This is a genomic window from Rhodococcus mengyinensis, from assembly GCF_048381435.1.
GTDB classification, from domain to species: Bacteria; Actinomycetota; Actinomycetes; order Mycobacteriales; family Mycobacteriaceae; genus Rhodococcus_F; species Rhodococcus_F opacus_D.
In genome coordinates, this window is record NZ_JBLWIT010000038.1 from 232,051 (window position 1) to 249,520 (window position 17,470).

Consider the following 17,470-nt stretch of genomic DNA (forward strand, 5'->3'; position numbering starts at 1 on the left):
GTCCGATCTGGACCAGACCGGGGGCTCGGGGGCCGGGTAGCTGCCTGGGATTCGCTCGCCGCTCGCGCGGTCAGTGAATTCCGTCAGCGGTAGCGGCTAGCTGGCAGCCACCTCACGTGTCCGTCTGTCATACAATTTCAGACCACCTCCTTCCTCGTGTACTGAAGAAAGTACGCCGCACTCACGGAGTCGGCAACGCATTTTCGCTCTCAGCTTTCTCCACCCGTATCACCAGGTCAGCGCTGGTATCCTCCGGAAGCTGGTGGGTGACCACCACGACGGTGCGCTGCGACGACACCAGTCCGCCGTCGCGTGCGAGCAGTCGCCGGAGCAGGTCGGCGCCCGCGTCGGCGTCGAGGTGCTCGGTCGGTTCGTCGAGCAAGAGCACCCGGTCGGGCGACAGCAGAGCCCTGGCGAGGAGCAGTCGGCGACGCTGTCCACCGGACACTGCCCTGGCACCGCCCGCGAGGGTCGTGTGCACGCCCTCCGGCAGCCCCGACACCCAGCCCCCGAGCCCGACCGACTCCAGGACGGTCAGCGCCTCCGCGACCTGGAGGTCGCCGCGCGCCACCCGCAGATTCTCGAGCACGGACGTGTCGAAGAGGTGCGCGTCCTCCGCGAAGAATCCGACGTTCCGGCGGAGAGCCTCGGATCTGACCCGGTGGAGGTCGAGTCCGTCGACCTGGACCGTCCCCGACACAGGGGGGAGCAACCCGGCCAGGGTCATCAGGGTGGTCGTCTTCCCGGACCCGCTGCCGCCGACGATCGCGACCCGGGCGCCCGGCTGTAGGTCGAGGTCGAGCGGGGCGGTGACCTGCCCTCCGGGCCAGCCGCACCGCAGGTGCTTCGCGACGACCTCGGCGGGCCCGTCCAGTTCCCGGTCCCCGGGGTGCGGATCCGCGACGGCGGCGTCGAGCACGGCGAGTATCCGGCGGGACGCGATCCGGGCCCGGGTCAGCGCGACCGCCGCGGCGGGCAGCGCGGCCGTGGCCTCGAACGCGGACAGCGGCAGGAGCACGACGATGCCCATCGCCATCGGGCTCATCGTCCCCGACGAATACAGGTCCATGCCGATGAGCAGTGACGCGATCACGCTCACGCCCACCGCGAGTGGTGTGGCGGCGTCCGCGAACGCGCTGGGTGCGGCGGCGCGGTCGGTGGCCGCGACCGCGGCGTGTTCGGAGCGGACCGCCCGCGACACGGTTCGCTCGAGGCGACCCGCGACGCGGAGTTCCGCGGCGTGATCGAGCGCGGTGACGGCGTCCTCACTGAACCGGGCGCGCGCGTCGGCCCCGGACGTCTCGGCGAGGCGGGCGGCCCGCGCGGACAACCAGGGCGCCGCGACCCCCGACACCGAGAGCGCCACGGCGAGCACGAGTGCGGAGGCGGGCGAGATCACCGCGAGGATGCCGACGGCGGCCACGGCCAGGACGACGGACACGGCGATGGGGACGATCGCGCGGACGACGACGTCACCGAGGGTGTCGACGTCGGCCCCGGTGCGGGCGAGCAGTTCGCCGCGGCGCAGGCCGGCAGCGGCCGCGGGGTCGCCGTCGGCCAACCGCTGGTACAGCTGGGTGCGGGCGGACGTGGTCCCGCGCAGCGCGGTGTCGTGGGTGGCGAGCCGCTCGAGGTACCGGAAGACGCCGCGGGAGATGCCCAGCGCGCGCACCGCCACGACGGCCACGCTGAGGTCCAGGACGGGCGGCATCTGCCACGCCCTCGTGATCAACCATGCCGACAACGCCGCCAGCGCGAGCGCACTGCCCAGCGTGGCCACGCCGGCGGCGACGGCGCGCACTACCCGCCCCGGTTGCAGGTCGAGGAGCGGCAATGCCCGGATCAGCGGGTCACGCGACATCGGCGGTCACCTCGATCACCCGGTCGGCGGCCGCGAGCACGGTCGGCCGGTGCCCCACCACCACGACCGTCCGGCCGGCGGCGGCCAGGCTTCGCAGCGAATCGAGCACGGTCCGCTCCGACGCGTCGTCGAGGTGCGCGGTGGGTTCGTCGAGCACCAGGACGGGACGCCGGGTGGCCAGCACGCGGGTCAGCGCGAGCCGCTGCCGCTGACCGAGCGAAAGTCCCGTTCCGCCGGACCCGACGCGCGTGTTCCAGCCGTCGGGAAGTTCGGCGAGGACCTCGTCGAAACCCGTCGCGGCACAGGACTGTTCGAGGTGGACGACCTCGCCGATGAGCCGGAGGTTCTCGTCCAGGGTGCCGGGTACGAGGACGGGGTGCTGCGGGAGCCACGCCACCTGCGCCCACCACGCGGACCGGTCGAGCGAACTCACGGCGGTGCCCGCCACCCGCACCTCCCCGCGCTCGGGTTCGACGAGGCCGAGGAGTGCTTGCACCGCAGTCGATTTCCCGGAACCGTTGGGTCCGGTCAGCACGGTCACCGCACCAGGCTCGAGGGCGCCGGTCAGGCCGCGCGGCGCCGGGCCGTGCCGGGACGGGACGTCGACGCCGTCGAATTCGATTCGTACCCCGGCCGCGTCGACCAGAACCGCACCGTCGGCGGCGTCGTCGGGACGATCGGTATCGATGACGGCGAAGGCCCGGCTCGCGGCGGCCATTCCGTCCTCGGCGGCGTGGAACTGAGTTCCGACCATCCGCAGCGGTAGGTACACCTCGGGCGCGAGAATCAGTGCGACGATTCCGGCTTCGAGTTCCATCCCCCCGTACACCAGCCGCAGTCCGATGCTCACGGCGACGAGTGCGACGCACAGCGTGGCCAGCAGTTCCAGCACCATCGACGACAGGAACGCCACCCGCAGTGCCGACATCGTGGTGCGGCGGTGGGCGTCGCCGAGTTCACGCACCCGCGTCGCCGGTCCCTGTTCGCGGCCCAGCGCGCGGAGCGTGGGCAGGCCGGCCAGGAGGTCGAGCAGCTGGGAGGACAGTGTGGTCATCGCGGTCAGCGTCTTGGCGGCCTTGCCCTTGGTGAGCAGACCGATGAGGATCATGAAGATCGGGATGAGCGGAAGTGTGACGAAGATGATCGCCGCCGACGTCAGATCCTGAAACGTGATGACCGCGAGCGTCGCCGGAGTGAGCGTCGCCGCGAGGACCAGCGCCGGTAGATACCCGGTGAGGTACGGCACGAGACCGTCGATTCCGCGGGTGAGCACGGTCGCGATCTCGTCCCGCCGCGGGTCGAGCTCGCGCGGTCGCAGACGGGTGGCGACGCCAAGGACCTCCCCCTTCAGCTCCGCCACGACCCGCGTGGCGGACCGGTGCGCGAACCGGGACTGCAGCCAGGTGCCGAGCACCCGCACGCCCACCGCGGTCGCGAGGACCACCAGTTCGGTGGACCACCGGCCGACATCGGTGGCGTCGTCGACGATGACCCCGCCGAGCACCCGGCCGATCATCAGCGCCGACACGATGACCATCGCGACGTTGACGATCGACAGCGCGACCGTGAGGACGAGGTACCCGCGGGCCGCCGCCGAGTATCGCCAGAGGCGGGGATCGACGGGACGCCGGGAACCTCGCTCCCCGCCCGGGCGCTCGTCGGCCGGGCGGGGTGCGTCGCCTACCGCTGTGCTCATCTGCGCCCGAGTGGGAGACCGATCGACGGCGGGATGTGCTTGGTCGAGATCCGTTGGCGGAACACCCAGTACGTCCAGCCCTGGTAGATCAGCACCACCGGGGTGAGGAAGGCGGCGGCCCACGTCATCACCTTCAGCGTGTACGGACTCGACGAGGCGTTGTCGATGGTCAGGTTGTACGCGGCGTCCAGTGTGGACGGCATGACGTTGGGGAACAGCGAGCCGAACAGCAGGGTCACCGTGGCGATGACCGCGATCGACGTGAGCAGGAACGCCCAGCCCTCCCGTTCGGCGCGGGTGAACGCGACCACCCCGAGGAGTGCGGCGGCGGCGATCGCGACGAGAATCCACGTCCAGCCCTTGCCGTGCGCCAGCTGTGTCCACAGCACGAACGCGCCTGCCACCGGAACGGCCGGGATCGCCAGCCGGGACGCCAGTTCGACGGCGTCCGTGCGTACTTCGTCGGCCGTCTTCAGGGCGAGGAACACCGCGCCGTGCAGGGCGAACACGAGTGCGGTCGTCAGACCACCCAGCAACGCATAGGGATTGAGCAGATCGAAGAGGCTCGAGGTGACCTGCTTGTCGGCGTCGATGTCGACGCCCCGCACGATGTTCGCGAACGCGACACCCCACAGCACGGCAGGCACCCAGGACCCGAAGACGATGCCCCAGTCGCACCGCCTGCGCCAGGTGTCGTCGTCGATCTTGCCGCGGTACTCGATGGCGCAGATCCGGACGATGAGCGCGACGAGAATGATCAGCAGCGGCAGATAGAAGCCGGAGAACAACGTGGCGTACCACTCCGGGAACGCGGCGAACAACGCGCCGCCACCGGTGATGAGCCACACCTCGTTGCCGTCCCACACGGGGCCGATAGTGTTGAGCACCACCCGCCGCCGTGTGTCCCCGTTCGGGTCCTTGCGCCTGCCCAGCACCGGCATCAGCATGCCGACACCGAAATCGAATCCCTCGAGGACGAAGTACCCGATGAAGAGCACCGCGATCAGGATGAACCACACTTCTTGAAGTCCCATGACCGTCTCCCCTAGTACGCGAACGAGAGTTGCTCGGGCTTGCCCGGTTCTTCGGGCTCGTCGTGGTCGTCACCCGGTGGATGCGCGTCGTGTTCGAGTGGTCCCTCGACCGTGTAGCGGCGGATCAGCGTGAACCACACGACGGCCAGCGCCCCGTAGACCACCGTGAACGTGATGAGCGAGACCCAGACGGTCCACGGGGAGTGATTCGAGACGCCCTGGTCGACAGTCAGTCTGATCATGTCGACACCGGTCGGGTTGGGTGCCACGACCCACGGTTGACGACCCATCTCGGTGAAGACCCAGCCCGCGCTGTTCCCGAGGAAGGGTGTCGGGATGACGGCGATCGACAGCCAGCCGAACCACTTCTTGTCCGGTACGCGGCCGCCGCGGGTCATCCACAGACCGACCACGGCGAGCAGCGCCGACCCGGCGGCCCAGCCGATCATCGCGCGGAACGTCCAGTAGGTGACGAACAGGTTGGGCTTGTAGTTGCCGGGCCCGTACGTCTCCTCGTAGCGGGCCTGGATCTCGGTGACGCCCTCGACGGTGGAGTCGAACGTGCCGTCCGCCAGGAACGAGGTGAGGCCGGGGATCTTGATGAGCTGGGTGATGCTCTCGCAGTTGTTCTGGGTGCCGACGGTGAGGATGGAGAAGTCGGCGCCGGTTTCGGTGTGGCACAGCGACTCGGCCGATGCCATCTTCATGGGTTGCTGTTCGAACATCAGCTTGCCCTGGATGTCGCCGGTGATCGCGAGTCCGATGCCCGCGGCGACCATCACCCACAGCGCGAGGATGGTGACCGGGCGGAACATCGTCCTCGCGGTTTCCTCGTGCTTCTTCGCCACTTCGGGTTCGGTGGCTTCCTTCGACTTGCGCATGCTGCGCACCATCCACCAGCCGCCGACGCCGGCCACGAACGTCCCTGCCGTGAGGAACGCTCCGGCCACGACGTGTGGGAAGGCCGCGAGCGCCGTGTTGTTGGTGAGCAGTTCCCAGATGCTGGTGAGTTCCGCGCGTCCGGTCTCGGGGTTGTAGATGGCCCCGACCGGGTGCTGCATGAACGAGTTGGCGGTGATGATGAAGTACGCGGACGCGTTCACACCGATTGCGACGAGCCAGATGGTGGCGAGGTGGACAAGCTTGGGCAGCCGTCCCCAGCCGAAGATCCAGAGGCCCAGGAATGTCGACTCGAGGAAGAACGCGACCAGTCCCTCGAGGGCGAGGGGTGCGCCGAACACGTCACCGACGAAGCGAGAGTACTCGCTCCAGTTCATCCCGAACTGGAACTCCTGCACGATGCCGGTGGCGACGCCGAGCGCGAAGTTGATCAGGAACAGCTTCCCGAAGAACTTGGTGAGCCGATACCAGTGGTCCTTTCCGGTGACCACCCACATCGTCTGCATGACGGCGATCAGCGGGGCGAGCCCGATCGTCAGCGGAACGAGGATGAAGTGATAGACGGTGGTTATGCCGAACTGCCACCGGGAGACATCCAAGGCATCCATGGCTACTCCGAAACTGGGCCCGTAGGACAGGCTTCAGGGCCGGAGCGTGGGCTTCCGCCCGACCCTTGAAAACAACGTACTGCGGGGTCGTTTCCCCCGCAGGACTTTGCTACTACGAAATGTAGTAGACCTGTCAACCCTCCGCAGACTCGGTACCCGCCGCCTCGACCGCGAGGCCGACCAGCTCCACGATCTCGTCGGCGAGCGGTGCGTCGGGCAGGGCAAGTCCGTCGATCTTGCGCACCCGCGCGACCATGGTGACACTGGAGATGAGCCAAACGCCTTCCGCCGTAATGAGATCCGCCGGCCGCAGCGCCGCGTACTCGCAGCGGAACCCCTTGCCGGACGCCACCTCGTACAGCGCCTGCTGCGTCGTTCCGGGCAGGATTCCGTGCTCCGGCGGCGGCGTGAGGAGGTGTTTGTCGCGGGCGATGACCACCGTGGAACGTGGCCCTTCCAACACATTGCCCTCGCTGCTGACGAAGATCACATCGTCGGCACCGAGTGTCACCGCATACCGCAGCGCCGCCATGTTCGTGGCATACGACAAGGTCTTCGCCCCGAGCAGCTGCCACGGCGCACTCGCCGACAGATCCACCGAATAGCCCCGGGCCAATGTGAGTACCGACACCCCGTCGCGCCGCGCCTCCAGAATCCGCTCGGACACCGGCCCGACGGTGACGAAAGCAGTCGGGTCGCCACCGGACTCGCGGCCGCGGCTGAGCACGAGTCGCATCGCACCCTCCCGCTCGGACCCCCACTCCTCGACGGCCAGCTCGAGTGCCAGGCGCCACTCGTCCAGGTCCTGAATGGGCAATCCGAGGGCGCGCGCCGACGCGACGAGACGGGTGAGGTGGGCCTCGACCTTCAGTGCGCGACCGCCACGCACCAACAGCGTCTCGAAGACACCGTCGCCGCGCACCACCGCCAGATCGTCCGCGTGCAGCAGCGGGGCATCCGCGTCCCGCACCTCGTGGTCCAGTGTCACCAACACTCGATCAGACATGACGCCCAGCCTATCGACCCTGCTGACCGCCACCCGTGGTCCATGGTCCCTAGACTGGGTTCGTGGTCGACAAACTGCCCGTCTCACCCAGTCCACTCCTCACGGCCCCGGGCGCGGTTCCTGCGCCCGAAGGCTCTCCCGACGCCGGCGTTGCCTGGCATCACGGCGATCCACTCGGCGAACAACGCAGCGCCGAACGTTCCGCGGCGGTCGTCGACCGTTCCCACCGGTTCGTCATCGCGATCAGCGGACCCGAACGACTCACCTGGCTGCACACCATCTCGAGCCAGCACGTCGCCGCGCTCCCCGACGGCGCGAGCGCCGAGAACCTCAGCCTCGACGTCAACGGCCGCGTCGAGCACCACTTCGTCCAGACCGATCTGGACGGCGTCACCTGGATCGACACCGAGGCCGACCGCGGACCCGACCTCCTGTCGTTCCTCACCAAGATGGTGTTCTGGTCCAAGGCCGAGCCCCGCGAGGGCAACGAGCTCGCGGTCCTCAGCGTGCTCGGCCCCGACGCCGTGACGGTCCTCGACGCGGCCGGCGTCGTGGCACCCGCCGAGCCGTACGCCGCCGTCGCGGTGCCCGGGGGCGGATTCGTCCGCCGCATGCCGTGGCCGGCCGCCGAGTCCTTCGACCTGCTGATCCCGCGGGAAGGACTCGCGACGTGGTGGGGCCGGCTCACCGCCGCCGGCGCCGCACCCGCGGGAACGTGGGCGTTCGAGGCACTGCGGGTGGCCGCCGCACGGCCCCGGATCGGACTCGACACCGACGATCGCACCATCCCGCACGAGGTCCGCTGGATCGGCGGTCCCGCCGACCACGGCGCCGTCCACCTCGAGAAGGGCTGCTACCGCGGCCAGGAGACGGTGGCCCGCGTCCACAATCTCGGCAAACCGCCCCGTCACCTCGTCCTGCTGCACCTCGACGGCAGCGCCGAGGGCAGGCCCGAACCGGGCGACCCCGTGACGGCGGGAGGCCGTGCGGTCGGACGGATCGGCACGGTGATCGACCACCACGAGCTCGGACCCATCGCGCTGGCCCTCGTCAAACGGTCCATCCCCACCGACACCGAGTTGGTGGCCGGCTCGTGCGCCGCGTCCATCGACCCCGACTCCGTGCCTGCAGACGACACGGTCCAGGCGGGCCGCGCCGCCGTCGACCGGCTCCGGGGCCGGTGAGCGAGGCGACCGCGACGGCCGGCGAGGTGCTGGCCGTCTGCGTGCTGCACACCGAACGGGACAGCGGCACCCGCCGGGTGACCCGGACGGCGATCGACAAGCGGCCCGTCGACGGCCCTGTGCGCGTCACGACCACCGGACTGGTCGGCGACCGGGTCTGCGACACCGAGTACCACGGTGGCCCGTTCAAGGCCGTCTACGCCTACCAGGAGGACGAGGCGCAGCGCTGGGCGTCGGAGCTCGGCCGCGAACTGCCCCCGGGATGGTTCGGCGAGAACCTCCGCCTCGACGGGATCGCCGCGACCGACGCCGTGATCGGCGAGCGCTGGCGGATCGGCACCACCGAACTGGAGGTGACCAGCCCGCGGACACCGTGCGGGACGTTCGGCGTCTGGGCCGCCGAGCCCCGGTGGGTCAAGCGGTTCTCCGAACGCGGTGACACGGGCGCGTACCTGCGGGTGGTGACGGAGGGGTCGGTCGGCGCCGGCGACACCGTCCAGCGCATCCACGTGCCCGGCCACGGCGTCACCGTGCGCGATCTGTTCACCGGCCGCGACCCGGAACGGTTCGTGGCGCTGCTCGAACAGCAGGAGAACCTCTCTCCGACCGTCGCGGACAAGGCCCGCCGACGGATCGCCGGACTGGAAGTGCAGGTCACGTATTGAGCATCGAACTGGTCGAGGTCGTCCGTTCCGGATTCCGTGAGTGCGTCCACCGCGGTTCCGCGGTGATCCTCCGCGCGGACGGCGAGATCGCGCTCACCCTCGGTGAGGTGCACACGCCGATCTACCCGAGGTCGTCGAACAAGCCGTGGCAGGCCGTGACGATGCTGCGGAACGGCTTCGAACCGTCCAGTTCCGAAGAGCTCGCGATCGCGACCGCATCCCACGAGGGCGAGTCGGACCACATCGAACTCGTCGAGCGGCTGCTCGCCCGGTACGGCCTCGACGAGGACCAGCTCCGCTGCCCCGCCGATCTGCCCTCCAACGAACTCGCCCGGGCCGAACTGCTGGCCGCCGGTGAGCTCCCCCGCCCGGTGTACATGAACTGCTCCGGCAAGCACGCGGCGATGCTCGCCACGTGCCTGGCCAACGACTGGCCGTTGCACAGCTACCTCGAGCCGACGCATCCGCTGCAACTCGCGGTCGTCGAGACGCTCGGGTCGATCAGCGGCGACGTCGACGCCGAACTCGGCATCGACGGATGCGGGCTGCCGATCGTCCCGCTGTCGCTGACGCATCTGGCGCGGGCGTTCGCCCGGCTCGTCACCGCCGAGCCCGACTCCCCCGAGCTCGCCGTCGCCCACGCCGTCCGCGAGCACCCCTACCTCGTCTCGGGCACCGGCAAGGACGACGCGCGGCTGATGCCGGTCGTGCCCGGGCTGATGACGAAGGCCGGAGCAGACGGTGTCTACGCCGGCGCGCTCCCCGACGGCTCGGCGTTCGCGCTGAAGATCGACGACGGCCACGAACGGGCCCGGTTACCCCTCGCCGCAGCACTTCTCCACCGGATGGGCGCCGAGTGGACCGAGGATCTGGCGGCCCTCGCATCGCAGCCCGTGCTCGGCGGCGGCGTCCGGGTGGGGACGGTCCGGGCAATTCCGGGAGTCTTCTGAAGGCGAAACACCGGCATCGGGGCAGCTCGCGAGCCCGGTGAGACTAAACCGACACCGCTTCGGGGTGTGGATGGAAGCGCGAGGGACTTTTCCACGCTAGAGTGTGGGGCAGGAACTTACACACTCAAACGGGGCCGCCAAATTCCCCAGGCCGCCCCGCGAAAGCGCGAGGGGGTCAGCCATGGGCCGCGGCCGGGCTAAGGCAAAGCAGACCAAGGTTGCACGCGAGCTGAAGTACAGCGTACCGACCACGGATTTTGACAGCCTGCAACGAGAGCTCTCAGGTGGGTCGTCCAACTCGCATCGGGACGAGGTCTTCGCTGACCAGCGTGCCGACAGGGAGGGTCACTCCCGGGAGGACGACGACGACTGGCGGCGCTGAGATCTGAAGACAACGAAATGAGGGGGAGCCGATACCGGCTCCCCCTCATTTCCACATCTTCAGCCGGTCGGGGCCACTAGCTCGCCCCGTTCCGACAGACGGCGTCCGACCCTAGAACCTCGGGTGATCGCCGGCGAGAATTGCGCGCTCCGCCGACACGTCGTGCGACTTCTTGATGCTGCCCAGCGTCCAGCAGTCGATGTGGCGCGCCGTCAGGACGGCCAGCGCACGATCGACGTCCTCGGGCGCCACGATCGCGACCATGCCGACGCCCATGTTGAACGTCTGCTCCATCTCGGCCCGCTCCACCCGTCCGCGCTGCGCGATCATCGCGAAGATCGGAGCCGGGCTCCACGTGCCGCGGTCGAGTTCGGCGACCAGACCCTTCGGCATGACCCGAGCGAGGTTGTTGGCCAGTCCACCGCCGGTGACGTGGCAGAACGTGCGCACGTCCGTCTCGGCGGCGAGGGCCAGGCAGTCCTTGGCGTAGATCTTCGTGGGCTCGAGCATCTCCTCGCCCAGGGTGCGGCCGAACTCGTCGACGTGCGCCGTGAGGCTCATGTGGTCGATCTCGAGCAGAACCTTGCGGGCCAGCGAGTAACCGTTGGAATGCAGTCCGGACGAACCCATGGCGATCACGACGTCGCCGGGACGGACCCGGTCGGGCCCCAGCACCTGGTCGGCTTCGACCACACCGACGCCGGTCGCGGACAGGTCGTAGTCGCCGTCCGCCATCACACCGGGGTGCTCCGCCGTCTCGCCACCGAGCAGCGCGCAACCGGCCTGGATGCAGCCTTCGGCGATGCCGCTGACGAGTTCGGCGACACGCTCCGGGACGACCCGCCCGACGGCGATGTAGTCCTGCAGGAACAGCGGCTCGGCACCACAGACGACGAGGTCGTCGACGACCATCGCGACCAGGTCCAGGCCGACGGTGTCGTGCTTGTCGAGTGCCTGAGCGACGGCGAGCTTGGTGCCCACCCCGTCCGTGGACGCCGCGAGCAGCGGCTCCTTGTAGTCACCCTTGAGCGAGAACAGACCCGCGAATCCACCGAGACCACCGAGAACCTCGGGACGGCTGGCGCGCTTGGCCAAGGGAGCGAAGAGTTCCACCGCCCGATCGCCTGCGGCGATGTCCACTCCTGCGGCGGCGTAGGACGCGCCAGGGCGACTTGTCGGATCCTCGGTCATGTGGTTGTTACTCCAGCCTTCTGTTGCTCGTCAAAATCGTGTCGGTCGGGCAATCGAGTGCTGTGATTGCGTCCTTACGGTACCGGAGTACGTTCTCCGGCCGGATCCCGATATCCCGGCCTACGGCCGACTGAGGGCGTTCGCGTTGTCGTTCTCCCGCGTCGCGGGACCGCCTGCCGCGCTCTCGAGCATTCCCTCGAGAACGTTCTTTCCGATCGACGTCTCCGTGGGGAGCGCGATGGGGTACGTGCCGTCGAAGCAGGCCGCGCACAGTCGCGACGCAGGCTGCTCGGTGGCGGCGATCATGCCTTCGGTGGAGATGTAGCCGAGGGTGTCGGCGCCGATGGAACGGCGCACCCCTTCGAGCATCTCGTCGAAGCTGCCGGGCTCGCCGCCGCCGCCCGCACCGTTGGCGATCAACTCGGCCGGGGAGGCGAAGTCGATGCCGTAGAAGCAGGGCCACTTGACCGGCGGCGATGCGATCCGGACATGGATCTCCAGTGCGCCGGCCTCGCGGAGCATCCGGATGAGCGCGCGCTGGGTGTTGCCGCGGACGATCGAATCGTCCACCACCACGAGGCGCTTGCCGCGGATGACTTCCTTGAGCGGGTTGAGCTTGAGGCGGATACCGAGCTGGCGGATCGTCTGCGACGGCTGGATGAAGGTGCGGCCCACGTAGGCGTTCTTCATCAGACCCTGGCCGTACGGAATGCCCGACCCCTGCGCGTAACCGACCGCGGCCGGAGTGCCCGATTCAGGGACCGGGATGACGAGGTCACCCTCGGCGGGGTGCTCGGTGGCGAGGCGACGACCGATCTCGACGCGGGTGGAATGCACCGAACGTCCGGCGATGACACTGTCCGGACGGGCCAGGTACACGTACTCGAACACGCAGCCCTTGGGCTCGGGGTTCGCGAAGCGGGAGGAGCGGACGCCGTCGGCGTCGATGGCGAGCAGTTCGCCGGGCTCGATGTCGCGGACGAAGGACGCGCCGACGATGTCGAGTGCGGCCGTCTCGCTGGCGACGACCCAGCCGCGGTCCAGGCGTCCGAGGCACAGCGGGCGGATGCCGTGCGGGTCTCGGGCCGCGTAGAGCGTGTGCTCGTCCATGAAAGTGAGGCAGAACGCGCCGCGCAGTGTCGGCAGGAGCTTCATGGCCGCCTGCTCGATGGTGCTGTCGGCGGCGGCGTGCGCGAGGAGGGCGCCGACGACGTCCGAGTCGGACGTGGCGCCGCCGGGGCGCTTGTCGTTGACCAGTCCGGCTTCACGGGCGCGCTGCGCCAGCTCCGCCGTGTTGACGAGGTTGCCGTTGTGCCCGAGGGCGATGCCGCTGCCCGCGGCGGTGGTGCGGAAGATCGGCTGCGCGTTCTCCCACGTGGTCGAGCCCGTGGTGGAGTAGCGACAGTGACCGACGGCGACGTGGCCCGGCATCGCTGCCAGGGTCTGCTCGTCGAACACCTGGCTTACCAACCCGAGATCCTTGAAGACCAGCACCTGCGAACCGTCGGCGACGGCGATGCCCGCCGCTTCCTGCCCACGGTGCTGCAGCGCATAAAGTCCGTAGTAGGTGAGTTTCGCCACATCCTCTCCCGGCGCCCAGACGCCGAAGACTCCGCATTCCTCGCGGGGCTCGTTCTCGTCCTCGTCGGACGGGTTCGAAGAGAGAAGATTAGGACTATGGACCGACAGATCGGCTCTGGTCACCGGGGTGCTCCCTGGGGATGGGCGTGTGAGGGGCAAGGTCAGTCTACGTGCCCTGCGCCGCCGCTTCGCCCACGGTGCCGATCGGACCGGCCCAACTCCCGGACGGACAGCCGAAAATAGATTGGTTTCGGTACCGATCAGCATCCTCGAACCACAGAGCGGGGGCTTGTCCGATGAACGTCCGCAGCACGGCACCGACCGCCGCAGAACGCCTGCTCAGCGCGTTCGAAGGTGCGATGGGCATCCCCATTCCCGTGCACGTCCGATGCTGGGACGGCTCGGAGGCAGGCCCCGACTCCGACGTCACCGTCGTCTTCCGCAACCGCCGGGCCGTCCGGAGGGTGCTGTGGTCGCCGAACGAACTCGGTCTCGTCCGGGCCTACGTGTCCGGTGACCTCGAGATCGAGGGCGACGCCTTCCGGCTGCTGACGCTTCCGGACCTCGTCGACCGGCTGGGCACCCTCAGCGTCCGCGGATCCGACCGCGGCACCGTCCTGAAGTCGCTGGCGACGTTCGTCCGGCTCGGCGGCCTCGGACTCCGGCCGACACCGCCGTCGGTGGAGGTGGCCCGGCGCCAAGCACAGCAAGGCGCGCGACGCGTCCTCGGTCTCACATCACTACGACGTCGGCAACGATTTCTACCGCCTGTTCCTCGGTCCGACGATGGTCTACTCGTGCGGCTACTGGGACCAGCGATCCGACGACCGCGATGCGATCGGGACGCTGGAAGAAGCGCAGAACGAGAAGCTGGACCTGGTCTGCCGCAAGCTCGGTCTCCAGTCGGGCATGCGACTGCTGGACGTGGGCTGCGGTTGGGGGTCGCTGGCGATCCACGCCGCCGAGAAGTACGACGTGTCCGTCGTCGGGGTCACCCTCAGCCACGAACAGGCCGAATGGGCACAGGCGAGGGTCTCCGAGGCCGGGCTGTCGGATCTGATCGAGATCCGCGTGCAGGACTACCGCGACGTCGTCGACGGTCCGTTCGACGCGATCTCCAGCATCGGCATGTCCGAACACGTCGGCGACTCCGCGCTGCCGGAGTATGCGCAGCACCTGCTCGACCTTCTCCGTCCCGAAGGCCGCTGCTCAATCATGCGATCGCCTCGGTCCGGTCGCTGACCGGCACCGGCAACTCGTCGGGGTTGATCGAGAACTACATCTTCCCGGACGGCGAGGTGCTGCCGCTGAGCAGAACGCTCGACGCCTTCGAGCGCGCCGGACTCGAGGTGCGCGACGTCGAGGCCCTCCGGGAGCACTACGCACTCACCCTGCGGGCGTGGGTGGGCAGACTCCGCGACTCCTGGGACGACGCGATCCGGCTCGCCGGCGCGGAGCGGGCCCGCACCTGGTTGCTGTACCTCCCGGCCAGCGCCCTGGGGTTCGAGGAGAATGGCCGGCTGACGATCCATCAGGTGCTGGCCGTACGCCCGTCCGACGACGGGTCGAGTGGCCTGCCCCGCACCCGCGCGTTGTGGCTGGGCTGACTACACGCGCAGCAGCGGCAGCCAGTGGGCGATCTCCCCGGCGCGACTCCCCGACGCCGACACTCCGCCGTCGGCGGTCGCACTGTCGAACTCCAGCAGTCCCGTCACCATCAGCAGCCACGTCCGGGGGTCGGTCTCCACGACGTTGGGCGGGGTGCCGCGGGTGTGCCGCGGCCCCTCGATGCACTGGACCGCGACGAACGGCGGAACCCGCACCTCCACGCTCGAACCGGGCGCGACCTGCTCGAGTGTCCGCGCGCTGAGCCGGACCGCCGCGGCCAGCTGGCTGCGGGACGGTGTCTCCTCGGAATCGCCGCGCAGCCACGGGCCGACCTCGAGTACGGCGGCTCTCAGTTCGGCGGGATCTACGGCTCGGCGCGGCGGCATACGCTCAATCTACTGTGGGGGCCCGCGCGAGTTCGGCGGCCACCGCCCCACCGACGTTGACCGAAAGGTGCAGCAGTGCAGGGGCTACGACGCTGCCGCTGCGTCGACGCAACCACTCGAACAGCCACGCGGAGGAGCCGGTGAGCAGCACGCTCGCGGCGACGCCGTCGCCGGCAATCCGGGCCGCGCGCACGTGCCACAGCCCGAACGTGGCGGCGTGCAGGACGTTGGCCGTCGCAGGCGTCCAGGCCCGTCGCAGCATCGCGGACAAGACGCTGCGGAACAGCAGTTCCTCGTGCGCCACGGTCCCTACCGGAATCCGGAACCCCACCCAGCCGGCGAAATCGGTGACGCCGTCGCCGGTCGGCACACGCCTGCGCAGTGCGGGCACACTCAGCGTGATCGCGTATCCGGCGAGCGGGATCACCGACGCCAGGGCGCCGTACCGCAACCCGGACCGGGCCCTCGACGCGGACAGGCCGAGTTCGTCGACGCCATAGCCCGCGGCGCGTGCTGCTCCCACGACCGACAGCCCGAGCGCGCCTCCCGCGACCGCCCGCCCGTACGGGCCGAGCCCCGAACCGGGCAGCACCACGTTGCTCCACAGCACGGCCGCCGCCGCACCGGCAACGGAGGCGACCCTGCTCACTTCTCCGGGCCCTCTGTCCCGGAGAGGGATTCGAGAGTGGACCGGACGCGTTCGGTGTCGACGGGCGTCCACCCCTCGGGCTGGGCGACCGTGATCCAGCCGTCGAGGACGAGAGTCCCGTAATTGTGGCCGTGCCCGTCCGGCACGCCGGCGGCGTTGGTGAGGTCGGCGGAGACCTGCCAGAACGTCACGAACGGAAACCATTTCATCGACGGCGAACGATCCTCGCCCGGTGGTTCCTTCAACCAGTCGGGGCGGGTGAACGCCAGGTCGGGCGACCACCACACGACGGGATCGGACGGGTGCTGCACGTACAGGATACGCGGTGACAGCCATTCGCCGGTTTCCTCCACCATGTCGGCGGAGTCGTCGGCGAACCGCACCACCAGACCCGCCGAGTACTCGGGGGCGACCTCGGGAGTGCCGGGGTCGCGGCGCTGGATCAGCTGTCCCCACAGCCGGTTCGAGTTGGGCGGCCCAACCCACAACACGCCGTCGACGGTCTGCCGGATATCGCTCAGCGTGTCGAAGGCGCCCTCCCCCGCCTGGGTGCCGAGACTTTCGCCGTAGACCAGCAGTTTGGGGCGCGTCGCCTCAGGTTCCTGCAACCACCGCTCGTGCACACGATCGATCAGTTTCTTCCCCGCCTCCGCGGCCTTCTCACGGTCGGCGAGGAACGAGATCCAACTCGGCAGGAACGAATACTGGCTGGCGACCAGCGCCGTGTCACCGTTGTGGACCAACTCGATCGCCTGCGCCGCAGTCGGATTGACCCAACCGGTGCCGGTGGTGGGGACGACGACGAGGACCTTGCGCGAGAACGCGCCGGTCCGCTCGAGTTCGTCGATGACGACGTCCATGCGCGCGTCCGGGTCCTCGGCGGTCTCCAGTCCGGCGTAAACCCGGATGGGGTCCTTGGCCGGGGTGCCGTTGGCCGCCGTGAGCTCGTCGGCGTCGAGCCCTCGGGACACGAAGTTCCGGCCCTCGTACCCGAGGGTGTCCCAGGGCGCCAGCGACTCGGGGCTCCCCGACTTCTCCGGGTCGAGTGGTTGCTCGACGCCGTCGCGGGTGGTCGAATTCTGCAGGCTGAACGCCGCATTCGTGGCGGCGTAGATGCCGCGCATCAGAACACCGTCGACGAGCAGGAAGAACAGCACCGTCACGATGAGGATGCCGACGGTGGTGGCCGTCGGGATCGCGAGGTGCCACCGCCGGATGAGTCGTGCCGCGATCCACCGCACCAGTTCGCGCAGCAGCCGCCACACCGAGATGATCGCGGCGCCCACGAGCAGACTCAGACCGCCCGTGCGGATGTAGCCGGTGGTGGTGGTGCCCTCCGCCCCCATCAGCGCGGCGATCTCACGCTGCCATGCCGCGGAGTACGCGAGCATCACGAGACTCACGACCACGCACGTCACCGTCACGACGACGCGCAGGCCGGTGGACCACGGTTCCGGCAACGGCCACCACGACCGGTGCCGCAGGAAGTAGCGACGTACCAGCCAGCCGATCGCCGTTCCCACCGTGTAACCGATCGCGGCGTTGATGCCGCCGATCAGCCCCTGGAACAGCCAGTCGCGGGGCAGCAGCGACGGCGTCAGCGACCAGCAGAAGAACAGCGTCGCGCACGCGATGCCGGTGAAGTCGAGCCGAAGGAAACGCCAGGTCCGGTCGAGTCGGGGACCGTGGAGGAGTGCAGGATCAACCAACCGCGAGAATTCCCGCGGCCCCCGGTCAACCCTCTCCAATGCCCCCGATTCGACCACTCA

At 69.3% G+C, this 17,470-nt stretch carries 14 protein-coding genes and 1 pseudogene; 5 read left to right on the top strand and 10 right to left on the bottom strand.

Translation table 11 applies throughout. The features are described from left to right. Window positions 1-181 precede the first annotated feature (181 nt). The 5 genes from cydC to ACNJ7E_RS05865 form a co-directional block, all read right to left on the bottom strand. Window positions 182-1,861, bottom strand: a complete 1,680-nt coding sequence (gene cydC, locus ACNJ7E_RS05845) for a thiol reductant ABC exporter subunit CydC (RefSeq protein WP_418339355.1) — start codon at window positions 1,859-1,861, stop codon at window positions 182-184. Then, window positions 1,851-3,557, bottom strand: coding sequence for a thiol reductant ABC exporter subunit CydD (gene cydD, locus ACNJ7E_RS05850; RefSeq protein ID WP_418339356.1), 1,707 nt, complete (start codon window positions 3,555-3,557; stop codon window positions 1,851-1,853). The genes cydC and cydD overlap by 11 nt, the downstream gene beginning before the upstream one ends. After that, the gene (cydB, locus tag ACNJ7E_RS05855; protein ID WP_418339357.1) at window positions 3,554-4,591 is read right to left on the bottom strand and encodes a cytochrome d ubiquinol oxidase subunit II; all 1,038 of its coding nucleotides are present in this window, start codon (window positions 4,589-4,591) and stop codon (window positions 3,554-3,556) included. The genes cydD and cydB overlap by 4 nt, the downstream gene beginning before the upstream one ends. A gap of 11 nt (window positions 4,592-4,602) precedes the next feature. Further along, window positions 4,603-6,099, bottom strand: a complete 1,497-nt coding sequence (locus tag ACNJ7E_RS05860) for a cytochrome ubiquinol oxidase subunit I (protein ID WP_283330665.1) — start codon at window positions 6,097-6,099, stop codon at window positions 4,603-4,605. A 133-nt stretch (window positions 6,100-6,232) separates the two neighbouring features. Next, window positions 6,233-7,105, bottom strand: coding sequence for an aminodeoxychorismate lyase (locus tag ACNJ7E_RS05865; protein WP_418339358.1), 873 nt, complete (start codon window positions 7,103-7,105; stop codon window positions 6,233-6,235). A gap of 62 nt (window positions 7,106-7,167) precedes the next feature. Between ACNJ7E_RS05865 and ygfZ the strand changes: the two genes are divergently transcribed. From ygfZ to ACNJ7E_RS05885, 4 genes are all read left to right on the top strand, one after another. Next, window positions 7,168-8,289, top strand: a complete 1,122-nt coding sequence (gene ygfZ, locus ACNJ7E_RS05870; protein WP_009477908.1) for a CAF17-like 4Fe-4S cluster assembly/insertion protein YgfZ — start codon at window positions 7,168-7,170, stop codon at window positions 8,287-8,289. Next, window positions 8,286-8,954: an MOSC domain-containing protein gene (locus ACNJ7E_RS05875; protein ID WP_418339359.1), complete on the top strand. Its 669-nt coding sequence runs from the start codon at window positions 8,286-8,288 to the stop codon at window positions 8,952-8,954. Before ygfZ ends, ACNJ7E_RS05875 begins: the two co-directional genes overlap by 4 nt. Then, a complete protein-coding gene (locus ACNJ7E_RS05880; RefSeq protein ID WP_418339360.1) occupies window positions 8,951-9,904 on the top strand; it encodes an asparaginase in 954 nt (317 codons plus the stop codon). The genes ACNJ7E_RS05875 and ACNJ7E_RS05880 overlap by 4 nt, the downstream gene beginning before the upstream one ends. A 181-nt stretch (window positions 9,905-10,085) precedes the next feature. Next, window positions 10,086-10,286: a DUF3073 domain-containing protein gene (locus ACNJ7E_RS05885; protein WP_005244376.1), complete on the top strand. Its 201-nt coding sequence runs from the start codon at window positions 10,086-10,088 to the stop codon at window positions 10,284-10,286. 111 nt (window positions 10,287-10,397) lie between these two features. Here the strand turns inward: ACNJ7E_RS05885 and purM are convergent, their stop codons facing one another. After that, window positions 10,398-11,477: a phosphoribosylformylglycinamidine cyclo-ligase gene (purM, locus tag ACNJ7E_RS05890; RefSeq protein WP_005244377.1), complete on the bottom strand. Its 1,080-nt coding sequence runs from the start codon at window positions 11,475-11,477 to the stop codon at window positions 10,398-10,400. A 120-nt stretch (window positions 11,478-11,597) separates the two neighbouring features. Next, window positions 11,598-13,181, bottom strand: coding sequence for an amidophosphoribosyltransferase (purF, locus tag ACNJ7E_RS05895; protein WP_009477905.1), 1,584 nt, complete (start codon window positions 13,179-13,181; stop codon window positions 11,598-11,600). A gap of 173 nt (window positions 13,182-13,354) precedes the next feature. Here purF and ACNJ7E_RS05900 point away from each other — a divergent pair. Further along, a pseudogene (locus ACNJ7E_RS05900) lies at window positions 13,355-14,665 on the top strand (class I SAM-dependent methyltransferase). On the opposite strand, the gene ACNJ7E_RS05905 reads toward ACNJ7E_RS05900, so the two are convergent. From ACNJ7E_RS05905 to ACNJ7E_RS05915, 3 genes are read right to left on the bottom strand one after another with little or no spacing between them, the layout of a single operon-like run. After that, window positions 14,666-15,052 carry a sterol carrier family protein gene (locus ACNJ7E_RS05905; RefSeq protein ID WP_418339361.1) on the bottom strand — a complete coding sequence of 129 codons (387 nt, stop codon included), beginning with the start codon at window positions 15,050-15,052 and terminating at the stop codon, window positions 14,666-14,668. It abuts the pseudogene before it with no gap. Between the two features lie 4 nt (window positions 15,053-15,056). Next, window positions 15,057-15,701 (bottom strand): CPBP family intramembrane glutamic endopeptidase, encoded by a 645-nt coding sequence (locus ACNJ7E_RS05910; RefSeq protein WP_418339362.1) that lies wholly within the window; start codon window positions 15,699-15,701, stop codon window positions 15,057-15,059. Continuing rightward, window positions 15,698-17,467, bottom strand: coding sequence for an alpha/beta hydrolase (locus tag ACNJ7E_RS05915; protein WP_418339363.1), 1,770 nt, complete (start codon window positions 17,465-17,467; stop codon window positions 15,698-15,700). Before ACNJ7E_RS05915 ends, ACNJ7E_RS05910 begins: the two co-directional genes overlap by 4 nt. Window positions 17,468-17,470: the final 3 nt, after the last annotated feature.